Below are 18,770 nucleotides of genomic sequence, written 5' to 3' on the forward strand. Positions count from 1 at the left end.
GCTGGTTGACTGGATATGCGGGGTGGTGAAACAGCTACCTTCCAAGGAGCTACGTCCATGGGATGGTTCTCGGCACCCGGGTACTGGCTGGGCAGGCTGGCGCTGGAACGCGGTCTCGCGGCCGTCTACCTGCTGGCGTTCGTCGCGGCCGCCACCCAGTTCCGCGCGCTCATCGGCGAGGACGGGATACTGCCGATCCCCCGCTTCCTGGCGGGGCAATCGTTTTGGCGCACACCCAGCATCTTTCACCTGCGCTACTCCGACCGGCTGTTCGCGGTGGCCTCGTGGTCCGGCGCCGCGCTGTCGGCGGCCGTCGCGGCGGGCGCGGCCGACGCGGTGCCGTTGTGGGCGGCGATGCTGATGTGGCTGGCGTTGTGGGCGCTCTACTTGTCGATCGTCAACGTGGGGCAGACGTGGTACGCGTTCGGCTGGGAGTCGTTGCTGCTGGAAGCCGGGTTCCTGATGATCTTCCTGGGCAACGAGCGGGTGGCGCCCCCGCTGCTGACACTGTGGATGGCGCGGTTCCTGTTGTTCCGGGTTGAGTTCGGCGCGGGTCTGATCAAGATGCGGGGCGACTCGTGCTGGCGCGACCTGACATGCCTGTACTACCACCACGAGACTCAGCCCATGCCGGGGCCGCTGAGCTGGTTCTTCCATCATCTGCCCAGACCACTGCACCGAGTCGAGGTGGCGGGGAACCATTTCGCCCAGCTCGTCGTGCCGTTCGGGTTGTTCGCCCCGCAGCCGGTGGCAGGCGGGGCCGCCGCGATCATCGTGGTCACCCAGCTTTGGCTGGTGGCGTCGGGCAACTTCGCCTGGCTCAACTGGGTGACGATTCTGCTGGCGTGCAGTGCCATCGACGACTCGTGCGTTTCGGCGGTGCTCGGGGTGCCCACGCACGCGCAGGCGGCCGGGCCCCCGCTGTGGTTCGCGGCCGCGGTGGTCGCGTTCACCGGCGCCGTGCTGTGCATGAGCTACCTGCCGCTGCGCAACATGCTGTCCTCACGCCAGCGAATGAACCTCTCATTCAATGCTTTTCATCTGGTGAACACCTACGGCGCCTTTGGCAGCATCGGCCGCACCCGCCGCGAAGTGGTGATCGAGGGCACCGGGGAAGCCGACCTCACCGCGCAGACGGCCTGGAAGGAATACGAGTTCAAGGGCAAGCCCGGGGCGGTGCGCAGGCTGCCGCGCCAGTGGGCGCCCTACCATCTGCGTCTGGACTGGCTGATGTGGTTCGCCGCCATCTCACCGGGCTACGCCCAACCCTGGCTGGAGCCCTTCATGCAGCGGCTGCTGCGCAACGACCCCCCGACGCTGCGCCTGTTGCGGCACAATCCTTTTCCCGACAGTCCCCCCCGCTACGTGCGCGCGCGGCTGTACGAGTACCGTTTCACCACGGCGGCCGAGCTGCGGCGCGACCGGGCGTGGTGGCATCGCACGTTGATGGGCGGTTACGTCGCACCCATGGCCCTGCCCACCGCGACGTCACAGCGCACCGGGATCCGCGCGCACCGGCCGCTTGGCGGCTGAACGTCACAGCGTCTCGTCGAGCTCACCGAGGCGATCGGTCAGCCGGAGGTTCTCCGAGTAGTCGACCGGACAGTTGATCAGCGAGACCCCGTCACCGGCGAGGGCCGCCTCGAGTGTCGGCAGCAGTTCCTCGGCGCTGTTGATCTGATATCCCTTGGCGCCGAAGCTTTCCGCGTATTTCACCACGTCGGGGTTGTTGAACTTCACGTAATAGTGCGAGCCGAGCTCGAGGTCCATCTTCCATTCGATGAGGCCGTAGCCGCCGTCGTCCCAGATCAACACCACCAGCGGTATCCGCTCGCGAACCGCGGTCTCGATCTCCTGCGAGTTCATCATGAACGCGCCGTCGCCCACCACGGCCAGCACCTTGGACTCCGGCCGCGCCAGCTTGACGCCGAGCGCGCCCGGCAACGCAAAGGCCATGGTGGACAAGCCGTTGGAGACCAGGCAGGTGTTGCGTTCGTACGTCGGATACAGTCGCGCCATCCACATCTTGGTGGCGCCGGTGTCGACCAGGACCACGTCGCTGCGGCCCAGCGCCGCGCGCGTGTCGGCCACCACCCGCGCGGGCGCCAGCGGATAACGCGAATCCTGTTGTCCGCGCGCGAATTCCTCAGCGAGCAGGCCGGCTCCGGGCACCTGCGGCTTGGCTTCGTAGGCGTGGCCGGCCAGCCCGTCGGTGAGTGCGTCGAGCGAGGCGCTGATATCGCCGATGATCCCGACGTCGACCGAGTAGTGCGCGTCGACCTCGGCCGGGAACCGATGCACGTGGATGATCTTCTTGTCGCCCTGCGGGTTGATGCGCACCGGGTCGAACTCCTGCAACTCGTAGCCGACGGCGATCACCACGTCGGCGTTGTCGAACCCGAAGTTGACGTAGTCGTGGCGCATGAACCCGAGGGTGCCGATGCTGTTGGGGTGGTCGTCGGGCATGACGCCCTTGCCGTGAAAAGTGTTCGCCACCGGGACACCGCACTGCTCGGAGAAGCGCACCAGGGCCTTGGTCGCGTCGGACCGAGCGGCACCGTGACCGGCCAGCACCACCGGCCGCTGTGCGGCGCGCAGGATGTCGAGGGCGCGGGCCACCTGGCCGGGCGCCGGGGCGTCCGCGTGGACGACGTTGCGCGGCAGCGGCGTCAGGTCGTAATCGGTTTCGTCGGCGTCGACGTGCTCGGGCACGGCCAGGTACACCGCCGCGGGGCGCTCGGTCTCGGCGACCTTGAACGCTTTGCGCACCATCTCCGGTATGGCGCGGGGAGTCGGCACCCCGGCCGCCCACCGGGTGATGGGAGCAAACATCGACACCAGGTCGACGTACTGGTGGGACTCCTTGTACTCGCGGTCCTGGCCGACCTGCGCGGAGATCGCGACCAGCGGGGTGCTGTTGGTGGTGGCGTCGGCGACGCCCAGTTGCATGTTGATCGCCCCGGGGCCCAGGGTGGTCGACACCACGGCCGCGCGGCCGGTGACGCGTCCGTACATCTCGGCCATGAACGACGCGGCCTGCTCGTGCCGGGTCAACACATAGCGAATGCTCGAGGATGCCAAGGCTTGCACGAAGCGGATGTTCTCCTCACCCGGCAGTCCGAAGACGACGGACACCCCCTCGTTTTCCAGGCACTTGACCATCAACTCGGCCGCTTTACTCATCCGGCACCTCCCTCAGGGGAACGATAGTGGCAGGCTAGGTGTTGGACCTTTCACCAACCAGGAACTCTCAGCAAGCGAAGGATGTCAGCGTGCCTATCGCCACCATCAACCCGGCCACCGGCGAGACAGTCAAGACCTTCACCCCCGCCACGGACGAGGAAGTCGACGCGGCCATCGCCCGCGCCTACGCCCGATTCCAGGATTACCGCCACAACACCACCTTTGCCCAGCGCGCCCAGTGGGCAAACGCGACCGCCGACCTCCTCGAGAAGGAGGCCGACGACGTCGCCGCGATGATGACCCTCGAGATGGGCAAGACCCTGAAGTCGGCCAAGGCAGAAGCGCTCAAGTGCGCCAAGGGTTTTCGCTATTACGCCGAGAATGCCGAGAAGCTGCTCGCCGACGAGCCCGCCGACGCCAAGGCGGTGGGCGCGAAGCGCGCCTACATCCGCTACCAGCCGCTGGGGGTGGTGCTGGCCGTGATGCCGTGGAACTTCCCGCTCTGGCAGGCCGTCAGGTTCGCCGCGCCGGCGCTGATGGCCGGCAACGTCGGCATCCTCAAGCACGCGTCGAACGTCCCGCAGAGCGCCCTGTACCTGTCGGACGTCATTGCCCGCGGCGGCTTCCCCGAGGGCTGCTTCCAGACCCTGCTCGTCTCCTCGAGCGTCGTCGAGCGCATCCTGCGCGACCCGCGGGTCGCGGCGGCCACGCTGACCGGCAGCGAACCGGCCGGCCAGTCGGTCGGCGCGATAGCCGGCGACGAGATCAAGCCGACCGTGCTCGAACTCGGCGGCAGCGACCCGTTCATCGTGATGCCGTCCGCGGACCTCGACGAGGCCGTCAAGACCGCGGTCACCGCGCGGGTGCAGAACAACGGCCAGTCGTGCATCGCCGCGAAGCGGTTCATCGTCCACACCGACATCTACGACGCGTTCGTCGACAAGTTCGTCGGGCGGATGGCCGGGCTCAAGGTCGGCGACCCGACCGACCCGGACACCGACGTGGGCCCGCTGGCCACCGAGTCGGGCCGCGACGAGATCGCCAAGCAGGTCGACGACGCCGCGGCCGCGGGCGCCACGATCCGCCTCGGCGGCAAGACTCCCGACGGGCCGGGATGGTTCTACCCGCCGACGGTGGTCACCGACATCACCAAGGACATGGCGCTCTACACCGAGGAGGTGTTCGGCCCGGTGGCGTCGATGTACCGGGCGTCGGGCATCGACGAGGCGATCGAGATCGCCAACGCCACCACGTTCGGGCTGGGGTCGAACGCCTGGACCAACGACGAGGCCGAGCAGCAGCGCTTCATCGACGACATCGAGGCCGGCCAGGTGTTCATCAACGGGATGACGGTGTCCTACCCCGAGCTGGGGTTCGGCGGCGTGAAGCGGTCGGGCTACGGTCGCGAGCTCGCGGGCCTGGGCATCCGGGAGTTCTGCAACGCCAAGAGCGTCTGGGTGGGCTCGGCCTCGGCGGGCGGCTCCGCCGGCGACTCGAAGGTCGAGTAGAGCTCCGCCCGGCCCGGCCCGCGGCGGGCCGCAACCGGCGCGGCCCTTCGGGTCAGACGGCGGCCAGCGCCCGGGCGTCCTCGTCGGCGAACGTGTCCTCGAGTTGCAGCGGCGAGTAGTCGAGGTCGATCTCGCCGACCGGCCGGCCGCGGGCACTGGAGATGGTGCCGAAGCGCCGCATGCCCTTGTCGGCGGCGTACTGCGTCATCTCGTCCGGTGAGATCCCGAAGGGCACGTCGTCCCCGTACAGGGCGAAGCCCTCCTCGGTCACCTTCAGGGCCAGCGGGATGAGCTCGTTCATGCGCGCCTCGAAGACGCCCCAGTTGGCGTCGTCGGCTGCCACGTGGCGGCGGCAGGTGAAGGTGCCCCAGGCCATGTGGCGCCGCTCGTCGTCGCTGATGTGGCGGACCAGCGCCTGCATGCCCGGCAGGATCCCGCGGCCTACGCAGATCTTGTGCCAGGCGTAGTAGCCGGTGAGCGCCAGCATGCCCTCGACGATGTGGTTGTAGGTCACCGACGCCCGGACCTGGGCGGCCGGGGACGGGTCGACCGACAGCGCGTGCAGGGAATCGGGCAGCTCCTCGTAGAACATCTGGCGGTAGGCCGGCAGGTCGTCGAGGTAGCAGTGCAGGTCGTCGGTGACGCCGACGGCGTCCAGCCACATCCGGAACACCTGCGTGTGTTTGGCCTCCTCGAAGGCGAACTGCGTCAGGTACATCTCGTCGCCGAGGCGCCCCTCGGCCCGCATCGCGGACATGAACGGCTGGATGTCCTCGGTCACCGCCTCCTCCCCGGCGACGAACTCGGCGCACAGCCGCGTGGCGTAGTCGCGTTCGAGATCCGTCAGTCCCTCCCAGTCGGCGCGGTCGCGGGAGAAGTCGATGCTCGCGGGGTCCCAGAACTTCGCGTTGCCGCCGGCAAAGAGCTTGAGTGGCAGGCCCTGCCAGTTCAGACCGCCCGCGGTGAGCGCGCCCAGTTGCGTCCTTCTCATGTGACCTCCTCGGATCGTTTCGGTGCCTCAGATCGTTTCCGGGGCCTCGGATCGCTGCGGGGCCGCGCTGACCGCCGGGTGGGAGAACGCCGCCCGCAGCACCGCGACCAGCCTGCGCACGGCCAGCGCCGGCTGCTCGGGTGTGGGCTCGTCGAGCCCGAGGATCGGGTCCAGCCCACGCATGTAGGGCGCGAGCGCCAGATGCGGAAAGATCAACAGCAGCAGGGACAGCATCGCGTCGGTGTCGGCGTCGGGGCGCAGATCGCCGCGTGCCTGCGCATCGCGCACCAGCGGACGCAGCACCTCCAGATAGTGGCGGTGGATGACGCTGCGCACGCTGACTCGGGCGTCGGTGTCGACCTCCAGGGTCGCCGCGGCGTGCAGCGCGCGCTCGCGTGGGTGTTCGGCGAAGTACGCCACCCAGGCGTCGAGCAGGTCGGTGAGGAACTCGAAGAAGGGCCGGCTCGGGTCGAGAGCGCGGATCAGGTCCTCCATGTAGGCGCGCACCCGCTGGCTGCCGATGTCGGCGATGAAGGCGAACAGGTCGCGCTTGTCGGCGAAGTACTGGAAGAGGCTGCCCTTGGCCACCCCGGCGCGGCGGGCGATCACATTGAGGCTGCCGCCGGAGAAGCCGTGCGCCCCGAATTCGCTCTCCGCGGCGTCGATCACCGCGGCGCGCCGCGCGGGGTCGACGCGCGCCCACGTCACCGTCGGCATTGCGGCCTCCTTGCATCAATGACCACTGGTCATCTTACTGTGAGCGAGCTCACAGTCAAGGGCCCGCGGACCCCGGCCATCAGGGCCGCATCTGGTAGGCGCCGCTGAGCGGCAGCACATACTCCTTCCAGACCTGGTCGTAGCGCGCGGGGTCGTGGGCCGGGCGGCGGACCATCCGCATCGCCAGGCGGGCCTGTGCGTCCGTCGTCGCGGGCTTGTCGCTGAGTTCCACGGCGTACCCGTTGAAGTCGCGGACCAGCACGGCGAAGATCTCGTCGACCAGCGTCGGGTCCACCCCCGACAGCCCGGCCTCCTCGAGGATGAGCTGGGCGTAGGGCACGGTCGCGAACAGCTGGCCCACGGCGAACGCGAAGTCGACGTCGCGCTGCTGCGCCGCGTCGGGGGTGGCGCCGGCCAAAAGCTCCGCCAAGCCGTCGATCTGTTCGCGCAGCAGGGCGACATTGGGCAGGTGGGCGTAGCTCTCGAACGGCTTGCGCCAGTCGTGGAAGCGGACCTTGCCCAGGCCACCGGTCGGCCCCTGCGCGAACAGGAACGTGTCGTCGGCCGCGTCGTCGCGGCGGCCGATCAGGGGCAACTCGCCGCTGGGCGCGAACAGGAAGTTCGGCATGAACTTGCCGAGCAGGCCGATGTTGATGTGGACGGTGCCCTCCAGCCGGGGCAGCAGCCCGATCTCGCGGGTCATCGCCTCGAAGATGGTGTCCTTCTCGACGCCCTTGGCGGCGATGACATCCCAGAGCGCGGTGATGACGCGCTCACCCTCGCTGGTGATCTTGGCCTTGGTGAGCGGGCTGTACAGCAGGTAGCGACGGTCGGTCGGCGACGCGCTGCGCATGTAGTCGCAGGCGCGGGTGGCGACCAGCCTCATCGCGGCGAGCCGCACATAGGCGTCGGTGAGCAGCCGCCGCACGTGGGTGAAGTCGGTGACGACGGTGCCGTACAGATAGCGGTTGGACGCGTGGGTGACCGCCTCGTACATGGCGTGGGTGCACATGCCGACTGCGCCCCAACCGAGGTTGTACTTACACACGTTGACGGTGTTGAGCGCGGCGTGGAAGGCGCCGGGTCCACGGTGCAGGATGTCGGCCTCGGTGACCGGGTAGTCGCGCAGCGCGTAGTTGGCGACGTAGTTCTGCGAATTGACGACGTTCTTGATCAGGTCGTAGCGCTCGTGCTGGGAGTCGGCGGCGAAGAAGACGTACTCGTCGGTGTCGGCGATCTTGCCGAACGTCGACACCATGCGCGCCACGTTGGCGTTGCCGATGTAGTACTTCTCGCCGTTCGCGGTCCAGCCGCCGTCACCCGGCGAAAGGATCATGTCGGTCTGGTACACGTCGGCGCCGTGGGTCTGCTCGGACAGCCCGAAGGCGAACACCTCGCCGGCCTCGAGCTGCGCCGCGGCCTTGCGTTTGGCGTCGGAGTTCTCGCTCATCCAGATCGGGCCCAGGCCCAGCGCGGTGACCTGGAAGGGGTACCAGTAGCTCAGCCCGTAGAAGCCGACGATCTCGGCGAACTCGCTGATCCGGTAGGTGTCCCAGCGGCAGTCGTCGGCGCCGTACCCGGCCGGCGTGAGCAACGACGCGAAGATGCGTTCGCGACCGATGTGGTCGAGGAAGTCGGAGTACCAGACGCGGTTGTGGTCGTCGGACTTCAGCCGCGCCTTGCCCCGGGACTCGAAGAAGTCCACTGTCGCGGCCATGATCTCCCCCGAGCGACGGTCGGGATACCGGCGCTGCAAGCGGTTGGGATTGAGCAACATGGCGGTGACGGTACGCCATGTCGGGCCGGTCGGGGCTTGGCCGGACAAAACGCTGAAACGCCACTGTCGGTCTGCCGCGTCGCCGACCTAGCATCAGTGCCGTGTCAGAACTCAACACCGCCCGCGGCCCCATCGACACCGCCGATCTCGGCGTGACGCTCATGCACGAGCACGTGTTCATCATGACCACCGAGATCGCCCAGAACTATCCCGAGGCCTGGGGCGACGAGGAACGGCGGGTGGCCGACGCCATCGCGCGGCTCAATGAGCTGAAGTCCCGCGGCGTGGACACGATCGTCGACCTGACCGTGATCGGGCTGGGCCGCTACATCCCCCGCATCGTGCGCGTCGCGGCGGCCACCGAGCTGAATATCGTTGTGGCGACCGGGCTTTACACCTACAACGACGTGCCGTTCTACTTTCACTACCTGGGACCCGGCGGGGAACTCGGCGGCCCCGAGATCATGACCGACATGTTCGTCCGCGACATCGAGCAGGGCATCGCCGACACCGGCGTCAAGGCCGGCATCCTCAAATGCGCCACCGACGCGCCGGGCGTCACCCCCGGTGTCGAGCGGGTGCTGCGCGCAGTCGCCCAGGCGCACAAGCGCACCGGCGTGCCGATCTCCACGCACACCCATGCCGGGCTGCGGCGCGGGCTCGCCCAACAGCGCATCTTCGAAGAAGAGGGCGTCGACCTGAGCCGGGTCGTCATCGGCCACTCCGGCGACAGCACCGACATCGGCTACCTCGAGGAGCTGATCGCGGCCGGTTCCTACCTGGGCATGGACCGGTTCGGCATCGACGCGATCTCACCCTTCGAGGACCGGGTCAACGTCGTGGCGCAGATGTGCGAGCGCGGGCACGCCGACAAGATGGTGCTCTCGCACGACGCCAACTGCTACTTCGACGCTCTCCCCGAGGAGTTGGTGCCTCAGGTCATGCCCAACTGGCACTACCTGCACATCCACAACGACGTCATCCCCGCCCTCAAGGAGCGCGGCGTCACCGACGAGCAGCTGCACACCATGCTGGTCGACAACCCGCGGCGGATCTTCGAGCGTCAGGGCGCCTACCGGTGACCGACCCGGTCCCGCCGATCGGCACCCAGATCGCGGCGCTGGCGAAGCTTGTCCCCGACCAGCCGGCGGTCACCTGCGACGGGGTGACGATCACCCGCGCCGAGCTCGACGCCTCGACGAACCGGCTGGCGCGCGCATACGCCGAGCGCGGCGTCGGCGTGGGCGACTACGTGAGCATGGTGCTGCCCAACTCCGTCGAGTGGATCCAGGCCGCGGTGGCGTGCTGGAAGCTGGGCGCGGTGCCGCAACCGTTGTCGGCACGGCTGCCGGACGCGGAGCTGCAGGGCCTGCTCGACCTGCGGCCACCCGCCCTGCTGGTCGGCCGAGAGCATCCCGAAATACCAAGTCTGCCATTGGGTTTCGCCCCCGAACCAACGTTGTCCGACGCGGCGCTGCCGGAGGCGGTATCGCCGGTGTGGAAGGCGATGGGCTCGGGCGGCAGCACCGGGCGCCCGAAGCTGATCGATGCCGGTGGCGACAGCCGGGTGCACCCGGCCAGTGGCTACGCACTGGGCGCGCAGGAGGGCGACACCACGTTCGTGCCGGTGCCGCTGTCCCACAACACCGGCTTCACGATGGCGGCGATGGCGTTGATCATGGGTCATCATCTCGTGCTGATGGGCCGGTTCGAGCCGCACGAGTTCCTGCGGCTGATCACCGATCACCGGGTCACCTTCATGGTCACGGTGCCCACGATCATGCAGCGCGCGCTGCCGGCGTACCAGGCCGCCCCGCAGTCCTACGACCTCTCGTCGATCCGGCGGTTCTGGCACCTGGCGGCGCCCTGCCCGCCCACCGTCAAGGAGGCCTGGATCAACCTGCTGGGCCCGGAAAAGGTGTGGGAACTCTACGGCGGCACCGAATTACAGGCGATGACCTTCATCTCCGGTGACCAGTGGTTGACCCACCGGGGGTCGGTGGGCACGGTCGTCGTCGGCGAGATGAAGGTGCTCGACGACGACGGCAATCCCTGCCCGCCGGGTGTGGTCGGCGAGATCTACATGCGGCCCACCCCCGGTAGCCCGCCGACCTACCGGTACGTCGGCGCGACGGCCAAGAGCCGCGACGGGTGGGACTCGCTGGGCGATCTCGGCCATTTCGACGACGACGGCTTCCTCTATCTCTCCGATCGCCGCGTCGACATGTTCACCGTCGGGGGCCGCAACGTCTACCCCGCCGAGATCGAGAACGCGCTGTCGGCGCACCCCGAGGTGCTGTCCTGCCTGGTGGTCGGTGTGCCGCACGAGGATCTGGGCCAGGTGCCCTACGCGCTGGTGCACACCTCCGGCGGCTCGGCGCTGGACGAGGCCGGGGTGCGGGAGTTCCTGCGCGAACACATCGCGGGCTACAAGGTGCCCCCCACCCCCGACTTCGTCGAGTTCGTCGACGCTCCCCTGCGCGACGACGCCGGCAAGGCCCGCCGGTCGGCGGTGCGCGCCGAGATCATGGCGCGATCGCGTCGGCCTCAGCATCCTCGGCATCGGTGACCTGCGCTGCGGCGCCCGGCCTTTCGCGTCGTTCCCAGCGCCGCAGCGCCTCGCGGCACGGCGACTCGACCAGGGCGTAGCTGACGGCCGCGATCGCCCAGCCGAAGATCAGCGTCAACACCAGCACAGCCGGCATGCGCCCGGTGAACGGGAACGTCCCCAGCACCGGAAACACCATCGCCAGCGCGGCGAGGTGCCACACGAACAGGCCGTAGGACCAGCGCCCCAGCGTCACCATCGTCGTCGTGCCCAGCACCCGGTGCGGGGTGTCCGGACGGTCCAGCACCAGCGGGGCCACCAGCGCGAAAGCCACCAGCGAGCCCATGGCCGTCTTGACGGCGAACTGCGCAGCGGTGCCGGGGACCAGGCCTTCCGGGCCGGCCAGCGGCGACGCCGCCACCAGATAGGCCACCAACGCGACCACGGCCATGGGCACCCGCCGGCGTGCCATCCGGTGCGCCGGGCCAGGCGGGCTGTACACCCACTCCGCCAGCAGCATGCCGGCGGCGAACCAGGAGAAGAAGGCCGGCGGCCAGTTCAGCGGGTTCGTTCCCGAGCCGGCGTGCACGGGCATCCAGCCCCAGGCCCAGCTGAGGACCGCCAGCGCGCCGATCCCCGGCACCCGCGCCCCGACCGGCAGCCGGCGGGCCAGCAACGCGAGAACCGGCAGCGCCAGATAAAAGGTGACCTCCACCGACAGGCTCCACATCTGGGTCAGCCCGCCGGTGAGGGTAAGCGGCACGTAGATCTGGGTGAGGGTCAGGTTGGCCAGCCACACCGTCGGGCTGGCGTCATCGGAGTCGGGCAGCAAGGACAGGATGACCACCACCGCCACCAGATAGGCCGGCATGATGCGGACCACCCTGGACCGCAGGTAGTGGCCGGTGCGCGGCCCCCGGAACCCATCGGGCCCCAGACCCCGGGCGGCGGCGGCGTGGCCGCGCCAGAGCAGGAACCCCGACAGCGCGAAGAAGACCGCGACGGCCAGGTCGAAGCGCCCGAAGAGCCGGCCGTCGACGCCGCTGGAGTGGCCGGTCTGGAACGCGACGTGCGTGACGACCACGCCCATGGCCGCACACGCCCGCATGCCTTCGACGGCGGGCAGGAAGCCACGCACGCCTCCCACCTGCCGGCCATCGGTCACCAGAACAGTCTGCCCGTGATGTGCCACCGCACAAATGGGGTACACCCGAGGCACCGCGGCGAGCAGTGGTTCTTCAGCGGGGGGTCCGCGTCCTGCTGTTAGGGTCGAACGGATTTGCCTCGCTGCTTGCTCGGGCCGGAGCGGGTCCCGCCCGTCGAGACCACACACCACTAGGAGGGCACGGCAACGTGAACCGAGCAGTCATGTTGCGGTTCGCCGCATGCGGGATCATCGGACTGGGGGCCGCCCTGCTGATTGCCGCGCTGCTGTTGTCGACGTACACCACCAGCAGGATCAGCAAGATCCCGCTGAACATCGACGCCACGTTGATCAGCAACGGCAGCGGCACCGCGCTGGATGCCGCGTCGCTGTCCGGTGACCACCTCGTCGTCAACCAGAACGTGCCGCTGGTGTCCCAGCAGCAGCTCTCCGTCGAGTCGCCCGCCAACGCCGACGTCGTCACCCTGCAGGCCGGAACCACCGTGCGCCGCACCGACAAGCAGAAGGACGGCGGGGTGCTGCTGGCGATCGTCGACACCGTCACGCTGAACCGCAAGACGGCGATGGCCGTCTCCGACGACACCCACACCGGCGGTTCGGTGCAGAAGCCGCGCCCCTACGGCGACGACAACCCGCCCACCGCGATACCGCTGCGGCACGACGGGCTGTCCTACCGCTTTCCGTTCAACACCGAGAAGAAGACGTATCCCTACTTCGACCCGATCGCGCAGAAACCGTTCGACGTCAACTACGACAGCCAGGACGACGTCAACGGGCTGACCACCTACAAATTCACGCAGAACATCGGCTACAACGCCGACGGCAAGCTGGTGGCGCCGGTGGTGTACCCGTCGCTGTACGCCGGCGACGAGGACGGCAAGGTCACCGCCCCCGCGGCGATGTGGGGGGTGCCCGGCGACCCGGGCGAGCAGGTCACCATGACGCGCTACTACGCGGCGCAGCGGACCTTGTGGGTGGATCCGGTCTCGGGGACCATCGTCAAGGAGACCGAGCACGCCAACCACTACTTCGCCCGCGACCCGCTCAAGCCCGAGGTGACGTTGGCCGACTACAAGGTCACCTCCAACGAGGACACCGTCGAGGCGCAGGTCAACACGGCCCGCGACGAGCGCGACCGGCTGGCCCTGTGGTCGCGGGTGCTGCCGATCACCTTCACCGCCGTGGGGCTGGTGGCGCTGATCGGCGGCGGGTTGCTGGCCTCGTTCAGCCTGCGCTCGGAGAGCGCGCTGACCGATCCCGGCCTGGACCGCGGCGACCAGGACTTCTTCGGCCGCGGCGGGCTCGAGGAACCGGTGCCCGGCGCCGAAGCCGAGACCGAGAAGCTGCCCACGCAACGCCCGACGACGCACGAGACGGATCCGCCCGGGTCGCAGGAGCCGACGGAATCGCAGCCCTCGGCAGACAATCCGCCCAGCCCGCCCGACCGGGAATAGCCCCGCTCGATGCGCTGGGCCCGGCCCGGGTATGCGTTGGCCTTGGCGTTGCTGGTGGTGGGTCCGCTGCTGGCGCCCGGCTATCTGCTGTTGCGTGACGCGGTGTCCACGCCGCGGTCCTACCTGACTGACGCTGCGCTGGGCCTGACGTCGGCGCCGCGGGCGACGCCGCAGGACTTCGCCGTGGCCCTGGCATCCCAGGTGGTCGACGGCGGCCTCCTGGTGAAGACGCTGCTGGTCCTGGGGTTGTGGCTGGCAGGGTGGGGCGCGGCGCGGTTGGTGGCGGTGGCCCTGCCGGATGCCGGCGCGCCCGGCCAGTTCGTCGCCGCCACGCTGGCGATCTGGAACCCCTACGTCGCCGAGCGGCTCCTGCAGGGTCATTGGAGCCTGCTGGTCGGCTACGGCTGCCTGCCGTGGGTCGCGACGGCGGTGCTGACGCTGCGGACGCGCCCCGACGCCGGCCGCTCCGAGCTGTTCGCACTGGCTTTCTGGGTGGCACTGGCCGGGCTGACCCCGACCGGCATGCTGATCGCCGCGACGGTCGCCCTGGTGTGCGTCGCGGCCCCGGGTGCGGGCCGGCCCCGATGGCTGTGCGCCGCGGCGACGTCGGCGGCCGGACTGCTGACCGCCCTGCCCTGGCTCACCGCCTCGGCGATGGGCCCGGCCCTGGCCCCGCACGCAGCGGCCAACCGGCTCGGGGTCGCGGTGTTCGCGCCGCGCGCCGAGCCGGGCCTGGGCACGCTGGGCAGCCTGGCCGGCCTCGGCGGGATCTGGAACGGCGAGGCCGTGCCCGCGTCGCGGGCGACGCTGTTCGCGGTGTCGTCGGCCGTGGTGCTGCTGGCCGTGGTGGCGGCCGGGCTGCCCGCCGCGGCGCGCCGACCGGCGGTGCTGCCGCTGCTGGTCCTGGCAGCGGCGGCCGTGCTGGTCCCGGCCGGCTTGGCGACGGGCCCGGGCCTGCGGGTCCTGGGCGCGGTGGTCGACGCCGTGCCGGGACTCGGGGTGTTGCGCGACGGGCAGAAGTGGGTGGCCCTGGCGGCTCCGGGATATGTGCTGGCCGGCGGTGGCGCCGTGGTGACCCTGCGGCGCTGGTTGCGGCCCGCCGTCGCGGCCGCGGCGTGCTGCGCGGCGCTGCTGCTGGCGTTGCCGGACCTGGCCTGGGGGGTCGGGGGCAAGGTCGTGCCGGTGCGCTACCCGCCGGGGTGGTATGCCGTGGCGTCGGTGATCAACGGCCAACCGCGGACCGTGGCCGTGCTACCCGCCGGCACCATGCGGCGCTTCTCCTGGTCGGGACCGGCGCCGGTGCTCGACCCGCTGCCGCGCTGGCTGCGCGCCGACGTGCTGACCACCGGGGACCTGCCCATCGCGGGCATCGTCGTTCCCGGGGAAGGGAACCGCGCCCGGGCGGTGCAGGAGCTGCTTCTGGCCGGCCCGGATCCCGCCGCCCTGGCCCGAGCGGGGGTCGGGTGGCTGGCCGTCGAGTCCGACAGCGCCGGCGTCATGGGCGCGGCCGGGCGGACACTCGGGGCACTGACCCCGGTCTACCGCGACGGCGAGTTCGCGCTCTACCGGATCGGCGGCGACACCGCCGGTGTGTCCGCGGGCCGCCGCCGGGCGACCCTCGCCGCGCATCTGGCCTGGCTGGCGCTGCTGGCCGGTGGCGGGGCCGGCGCGGTGATCACCGGATGGCGCCGCGGCGTCAGACCACGCCGCTGACGAACCGGCCCGATCGGACCGCTTCGAGCACGCCGCGCATCGCCTCGGCGCTCTGCGCCCACGAGAACTCGCCGCTGCGCGCCTGCGCCTTCGCGCCGAGCTGCTCGCGCAGCACCGGGTCCGTCAGCAGTTCCTCGAGGCGGCCCATCAGCTCCGCGGGATCGTCCACGAGAATCCCGGTCACGCCGTCGACGATCGAATCGGACAGGCCGCCCGAGGACCGGTAGCCGATGGTCGGCACCCTGTGCTGGGCGGCTTCGACCACCGCCAGCCCCCAGCCCTCCTTGCGCGAGGGCAGCAGGTGCACCCACGAGCTTTGCAGCACATGGTGTTTGGTCTCGTCGTCGACGTGGCCGTGAAAGGTCACCGCGTGCGGAATGCCGAGTCGTTGCACTTGCTCGACGAGGCGCGGTCGCCACCAGCCGTCGCCGACGATGTCCAGGTGCAGAGCCGGCATGCGCGGCAGCAACCGCGCGACCGCGTCCAGCGCGTCCTCGATCTGTTTGTGCGGCACCAGCCGCGACAGCACGACGGCGCGGGGAGTGGCCGCGCGCGGACCCGACAGCGAGTTCGCCGGAGCCTCGTCCACGCCGTTGCGCACGACCGCGATGTGGGAGCCGTCGACGCCGAGCGCGACCAGGTCGCGCGCCGACGGCAGCGACACCGTGACGTATTGACCGCCCTTGTTCACCCGCGGCGAAAGCCTCGACTCGACGTACCAGCCGAGCCGGCCGAGCACCGGCCCGGCCACCGGCCACTGCTCGCGGTGGCAATGGTGTACCAGCACCGCCACCCGGCGGCCGTACACCAGCCGGGCCAGGAACGGCAGGCCGTTCTGGGTGTCCACCACCACGTCGGGCCGCACCCGCCGCAGCGGGCCGAGCCCCACGCGCGCCGCGGCCATGGCCAACAGGGCCCACACGTAGACCGAGTACCGCCCGCCGGCGCGGTCGATGCGGACCCCGTCGACCACCTCGCGGCGGGGTGCGCCGGGGTAGCGGGCGGTGCGCAGCGTGACGGCGACGCCCGACGCCGCCAGTTGGGCGCCGACGCGTTGTAGGTACGCCTCGCTGCCTCCGCCCTGCGGGTGGCCGGTGTCGCGCCAGCACAGCAGCAACACGGAGCGCAGAGGAGACATCTTGGTCAGCCTAGCCGGGCGGGCACCAGCGGGCCTGGTCAGCGCGTGCCGACGGAGCGTTCGCGCTGCGTAGGGTATGGCCGGTGGCCGCGACCGACATCTTCGCCCGCCGGGCGACGCTTCGGCGGTCGTTGCGGCTGCTCTGGCAATTCCGCTACGAGCAGTCGGACCCGGCGCGCTTCTACGGCGCGCTGGCGGCCGACACCGCCGCGATGGTCGGCGAGCTGTGGGTGGGCGCGCGTGGCGAGGCGCCGGCGGGCCGCACGCTGCTCGACGTCGGCGGCGGGCCCGGGTACTTCGCGGCTGCGTTCGCCGACGCCGGTGTCCACTACATCGGCGTCGAGCCGGATCCGCGCGAGATGCACGCGGCCGGACACCCCGTCGCCGGAGTCTCGGGGAACACGGGCGCCGCGTTCGTGCGCGCCTCGGGCATGGCGCTGCCGTTCGCCGACGACTCGGTGGACATCTGCCTGTCGTCCAACGTCGCCGAACACGTCCCCCGGCCGTGGCAGCTGGGCTCCGAGATGCTGCGGGTGACCAGGCCGGGCGGGCTGGCCGTGCTCTCCTACACCGTGTGGCTGGGTCCGTTCGGCGGCCACGAGATGGGCCTGACCCACTATCTGGGCGGCGCGCGCGCCGCCGCGCGCTACGCCCGTAAGCACGGCCGTCCGGCGAAGAACAACTACGGGTCGTCGTTGTTCGCGGTGTCGGCCGCCGAGGGCCTGGCGTGGGCGGCGAGCACCGGCGCGTCGATCGCCGCATTCCCTCGCTACCACCCGCGTTGGGCATGGCGGCTGACGTCGGTGCCGGTGCTGCGCGAGTTCCTCGTCAGCAATCTGGTGCTGGTGCTTCAACCGGAAGAATGAACGTGTTCTCGTTTCGCTTTCGCTTGGGTAGGGTGGCGCTTTATGGGCGACATTAAGACCGAATACGACAAGCTTTTCATCGGCGGCAAGTGGACCGAGCCGTCGACCTCCGAGGTCATCGAGGTGCACTGCCCGGCGACCGGCGAGTACGTCGGCAAGGTGCCGATGGCGGCCGCGGCCGACGTCGATTCCGCGGTGGCCGCGGCCCGCGCCGCCTTCGACAGCGGCCCCTGGCCCACGACGCCGCCGAAGGAACGCGCGGCCGTCATCGCCAACGCGCTCAAGCTGATGGAGGAGCGCAAGGACCAGTTCACCCAGCTGCTCGGGGCCGAGACGGGCCAACCGCCCACCAGCGTCGAGACGATGCACTGGATGAGCTCGATCGGGGCGCTGAACTTCTTCGCCGGCCCCGCCGTCGACCAGGTCAAGTGGAAAGAGATCCGCAACGGCGGTTACGGGCAGAGCATCGTGCACCGTGAGCCGGTCGGCGTGGTGGGCGCGATCGTGGCGTGGAACGTGCCCCTGTTCCTGGCCGTCAACAAGCTGGGTCCGGCGCTGCTGGCCGGCTGCACCGTGGTGCTCAAGCCGGCCGCCGAAACTCCGCTCAGCGCCAACGCTCTGGCCGATGCGTTCGCCGAGGCCGGCCTGCCCGAAGGCGTGCTGTCGGTGGTGCCCGGGGGAATCGAGACCGGCCAGGCGCTGACCTCCAACCGCGACGTCGACCTCTTCTCCTTCACCGGCAGCTCGGCCGTCGGCAAGGAGATCGGCCGTCGCGCCGCCGACATGCTCAAGCCGTGCACCCTGGAGCTCGGCGGAAAGTCGGCGGCCATCGTCCTCGACGACGTCGACTTGCCCGCGGCGATCCCGATGCTGGTGTTCTCCGGGATCATGAACACCGGGCAGGCCTGCGTGGCCCAGACCCGGATCCTGGCGCCGCGGTCGCGCTACGACGAGATCGTGGAGGCGGTGGCGGCTTTCGTGCAGGCGCTGCCGGTCGGCCTGCCGTCGGACCCGGCCGCCCAGATCGGCTCGCTGATCTCGGAGAAGCAGCGCGCCCGCGTCGAGGGCTACATCGCCAAGGGCATCGAGGAGGGCGCGCGGCTGGTCTGCGGCGGCGGCCGGCCCGAAGGGCTGGACAGCGGTTTCTTCGTGCAGCCGACGGTGTTCGCCGACGTCGACAACACCATGACGATCGCCCAGGAAGAGATCTTCGGGCCGGTGCTGAGCATCATCGCCTACGACACCGAGGACGAAGCGATCAAGATCGCCAACGATTCGGTCTACGGGCTGGCGGGCAGCGTGTGGACCTCCGACATCCCCCATGGCATCGAGATCTCGGAGAAGATCCGGACCGGCACGTACGCCATCAACTGGTACGCGTTCGACCCGTGCTGCCCGTTCGGCGGCTACAAGAACTCCGGCATCGGCCGCGAGAACGGGCCCGAGGGCGTCGAGCACTTCACGCAGCAGAAGAGCGTGCTGATGCCGATGGGGTACACCACCGAGAGCTGACGCCTCCTCAACTCCAGCCTTCGGGCGGGAAGCCGGCTTCACGCTGACCTTCGACGCGCGAGGCCGGCTTCCTATTGGTGGGCCCGGGGTGTTGCGCCAGCCGTGCGCCGCGTGGAGGTACGAGGTCGCGCCCGGACCACCGAGCCCGTCCGATTATGCCGAACAGCATAGAACCTGGTCCGGACGATTCGTCGTGGT

Annotated in this window: 14 protein-coding genes; 8 read left to right on the plus strand and 6 right to left on the minus strand. The window is 70.0% G+C overall.

From position 1 onward, the window contains the following. Positions 1 to 57: 57 nt before the first annotated feature. Positions 58 to 1,533 (plus strand): lipase maturation factor family protein, encoded by a 1,476-nt coding sequence (locus G6N48_RS17670; RefSeq protein ID WP_085271432.1) that lies wholly within the window; start codon positions 58 to 60, stop codon positions 1,531 to 1,533. 3 nt (positions 1,534 to 1,536) lie between these two features. On the opposite strand, the gene G6N48_RS17675 is transcribed toward G6N48_RS17670, so the two are convergent. After that, positions 1,537 to 3,183: an acetolactate synthase large subunit gene (locus tag G6N48_RS17675; protein WP_085271431.1), complete on the minus strand. Its 1,647-nt coding sequence runs from the start codon at positions 3,181 to 3,183 to the stop codon at positions 1,537 to 1,539. Positions 3,184 to 3,272: 89 nt separating this feature from the next. Between G6N48_RS17675 and G6N48_RS17680 the strand changes: the two genes are divergently transcribed. Next, on the plus strand, positions 3,273 to 4,691 hold the full coding sequence (locus G6N48_RS17680) for an NADP-dependent succinic semialdehyde dehydrogenase (RefSeq protein WP_085271430.1): 1,419 nt from the start codon (positions 3,273 to 3,275) through the stop codon (positions 4,689 to 4,691). A 52-nt stretch (positions 4,692 to 4,743) separates the two neighbouring features. On the opposite strand, the gene G6N48_RS17685 is transcribed toward G6N48_RS17680, so the two are convergent. From G6N48_RS17685 to G6N48_RS17695, 3 genes are all read right to left on the minus strand, one after another. Further along, positions 4,744 to 5,682: a R2-like ligand-binding oxidase gene (locus G6N48_RS17685; RefSeq protein ID WP_085271429.1), complete on the minus strand. Its 939-nt coding sequence runs from the start codon at positions 5,680 to 5,682 to the stop codon at positions 4,744 to 4,746. Between the two features lie 27 nt (positions 5,683 to 5,709). Next, the gene (locus G6N48_RS17690; protein ID WP_085271428.1) at positions 5,710 to 6,399 is read right to left on the minus strand and encodes a TetR/AcrR family transcriptional regulator; all 690 of its coding nucleotides are present in this window, start codon (positions 6,397 to 6,399) and stop codon (positions 5,710 to 5,712) included. 79 nt (positions 6,400 to 6,478) lie between these two features. Further along, complete coding sequence (locus G6N48_RS17695; RefSeq protein WP_085271427.1) at positions 6,479 to 8,176, minus strand: acyl-CoA dehydrogenase family protein; 1,698 nt, start codon at positions 8,174 to 8,176, stop codon at positions 6,479 to 6,481. Positions 8,177 to 8,277: 101 nt separating this feature from the next. On the opposite strand from G6N48_RS17695, the gene G6N48_RS17700 reads away from it, so the two are divergent. Continuing rightward, the gene (locus G6N48_RS17700) at positions 8,278 to 9,258 is read left to right on the plus strand and encodes a phosphotriesterase family protein (protein ID WP_085271426.1); all 981 of its coding nucleotides are present in this window, start codon (positions 8,278 to 8,280) and stop codon (positions 9,256 to 9,258) included. Further along, the gene (locus G6N48_RS17705) at positions 9,255 to 10,745 is read left to right on the plus strand and encodes an AMP-binding protein (RefSeq protein ID WP_085271425.1); all 1,491 of its coding nucleotides are present in this window, start codon (positions 9,255 to 9,257) and stop codon (positions 10,743 to 10,745) included. Before G6N48_RS17700 ends, G6N48_RS17705 begins: the two co-directional genes overlap by 4 nt. Here the strand turns inward: G6N48_RS17705 and G6N48_RS17710 are convergent. Next, positions 10,702 to 11,832, minus strand: a complete 1,131-nt coding sequence (locus tag G6N48_RS17710; RefSeq protein WP_276081125.1) for an acyltransferase family protein — start codon at positions 11,830 to 11,832, stop codon at positions 10,702 to 10,704. The genes G6N48_RS17705 and G6N48_RS17710 overlap by 44 nt on opposite strands. A gap of 245 nt (positions 11,833 to 12,077) precedes the next feature. Between G6N48_RS17710 and G6N48_RS17715 the strand changes: the two genes are divergently transcribed. Further along, positions 12,078 to 13,343, plus strand: a complete 1,266-nt coding sequence (locus G6N48_RS17715; RefSeq protein WP_085271423.1) for a DUF3068 domain-containing protein — start codon at positions 12,078 to 12,080, stop codon at positions 13,341 to 13,343. 9 nt (positions 13,344 to 13,352) lie between these two features. Next, complete coding sequence (locus tag G6N48_RS17720; RefSeq protein ID WP_085271422.1) at positions 13,353 to 15,056, plus strand: hypothetical protein; 1,704 nt, start codon at positions 13,353 to 13,355, stop codon at positions 15,054 to 15,056. On the opposite strand, the gene G6N48_RS17725 is transcribed toward G6N48_RS17720, so the two are convergent. Continuing rightward, positions 15,040 to 16,194, minus strand: coding sequence for a glycosyltransferase family 4 protein (locus G6N48_RS17725; protein WP_085271421.1), 1,155 nt, complete (start codon positions 16,192 to 16,194; stop codon positions 15,040 to 15,042). The genes G6N48_RS17720 and G6N48_RS17725 overlap by 17 nt on opposite strands. Before the next feature lie 83 nt (positions 16,195 to 16,277). On the opposite strand from G6N48_RS17725, the gene G6N48_RS17730 reads away from it, so the two are divergent. Together G6N48_RS17730 and G6N48_RS17735 are read left to right on the plus strand one after the other, a co-directional pair. Continuing rightward, complete coding sequence (locus tag G6N48_RS17730) at positions 16,278 to 17,060, plus strand: class I SAM-dependent methyltransferase (protein ID WP_085271420.1); 783 nt, start codon at positions 16,278 to 16,280, stop codon at positions 17,058 to 17,060. Between the two features lie 42 nt (positions 17,061 to 17,102). Beyond that, positions 17,103 to 18,572, plus strand: a complete 1,470-nt coding sequence (locus G6N48_RS17735; RefSeq protein ID WP_085271419.1) for an aldehyde dehydrogenase — start codon at positions 17,103 to 17,105, stop codon at positions 18,570 to 18,572. The last annotated feature ends 198 nt before the right edge of the window (positions 18,573 to 18,770 follow it).

It is taken from the genome of Mycobacterium parmense, assembly GCF_010730575.1.
Taxonomy (GTDB): domain Bacteria; phylum Actinomycetota; class Actinomycetes; order Mycobacteriales; family Mycobacteriaceae; genus Mycobacterium; species Mycobacterium parmense.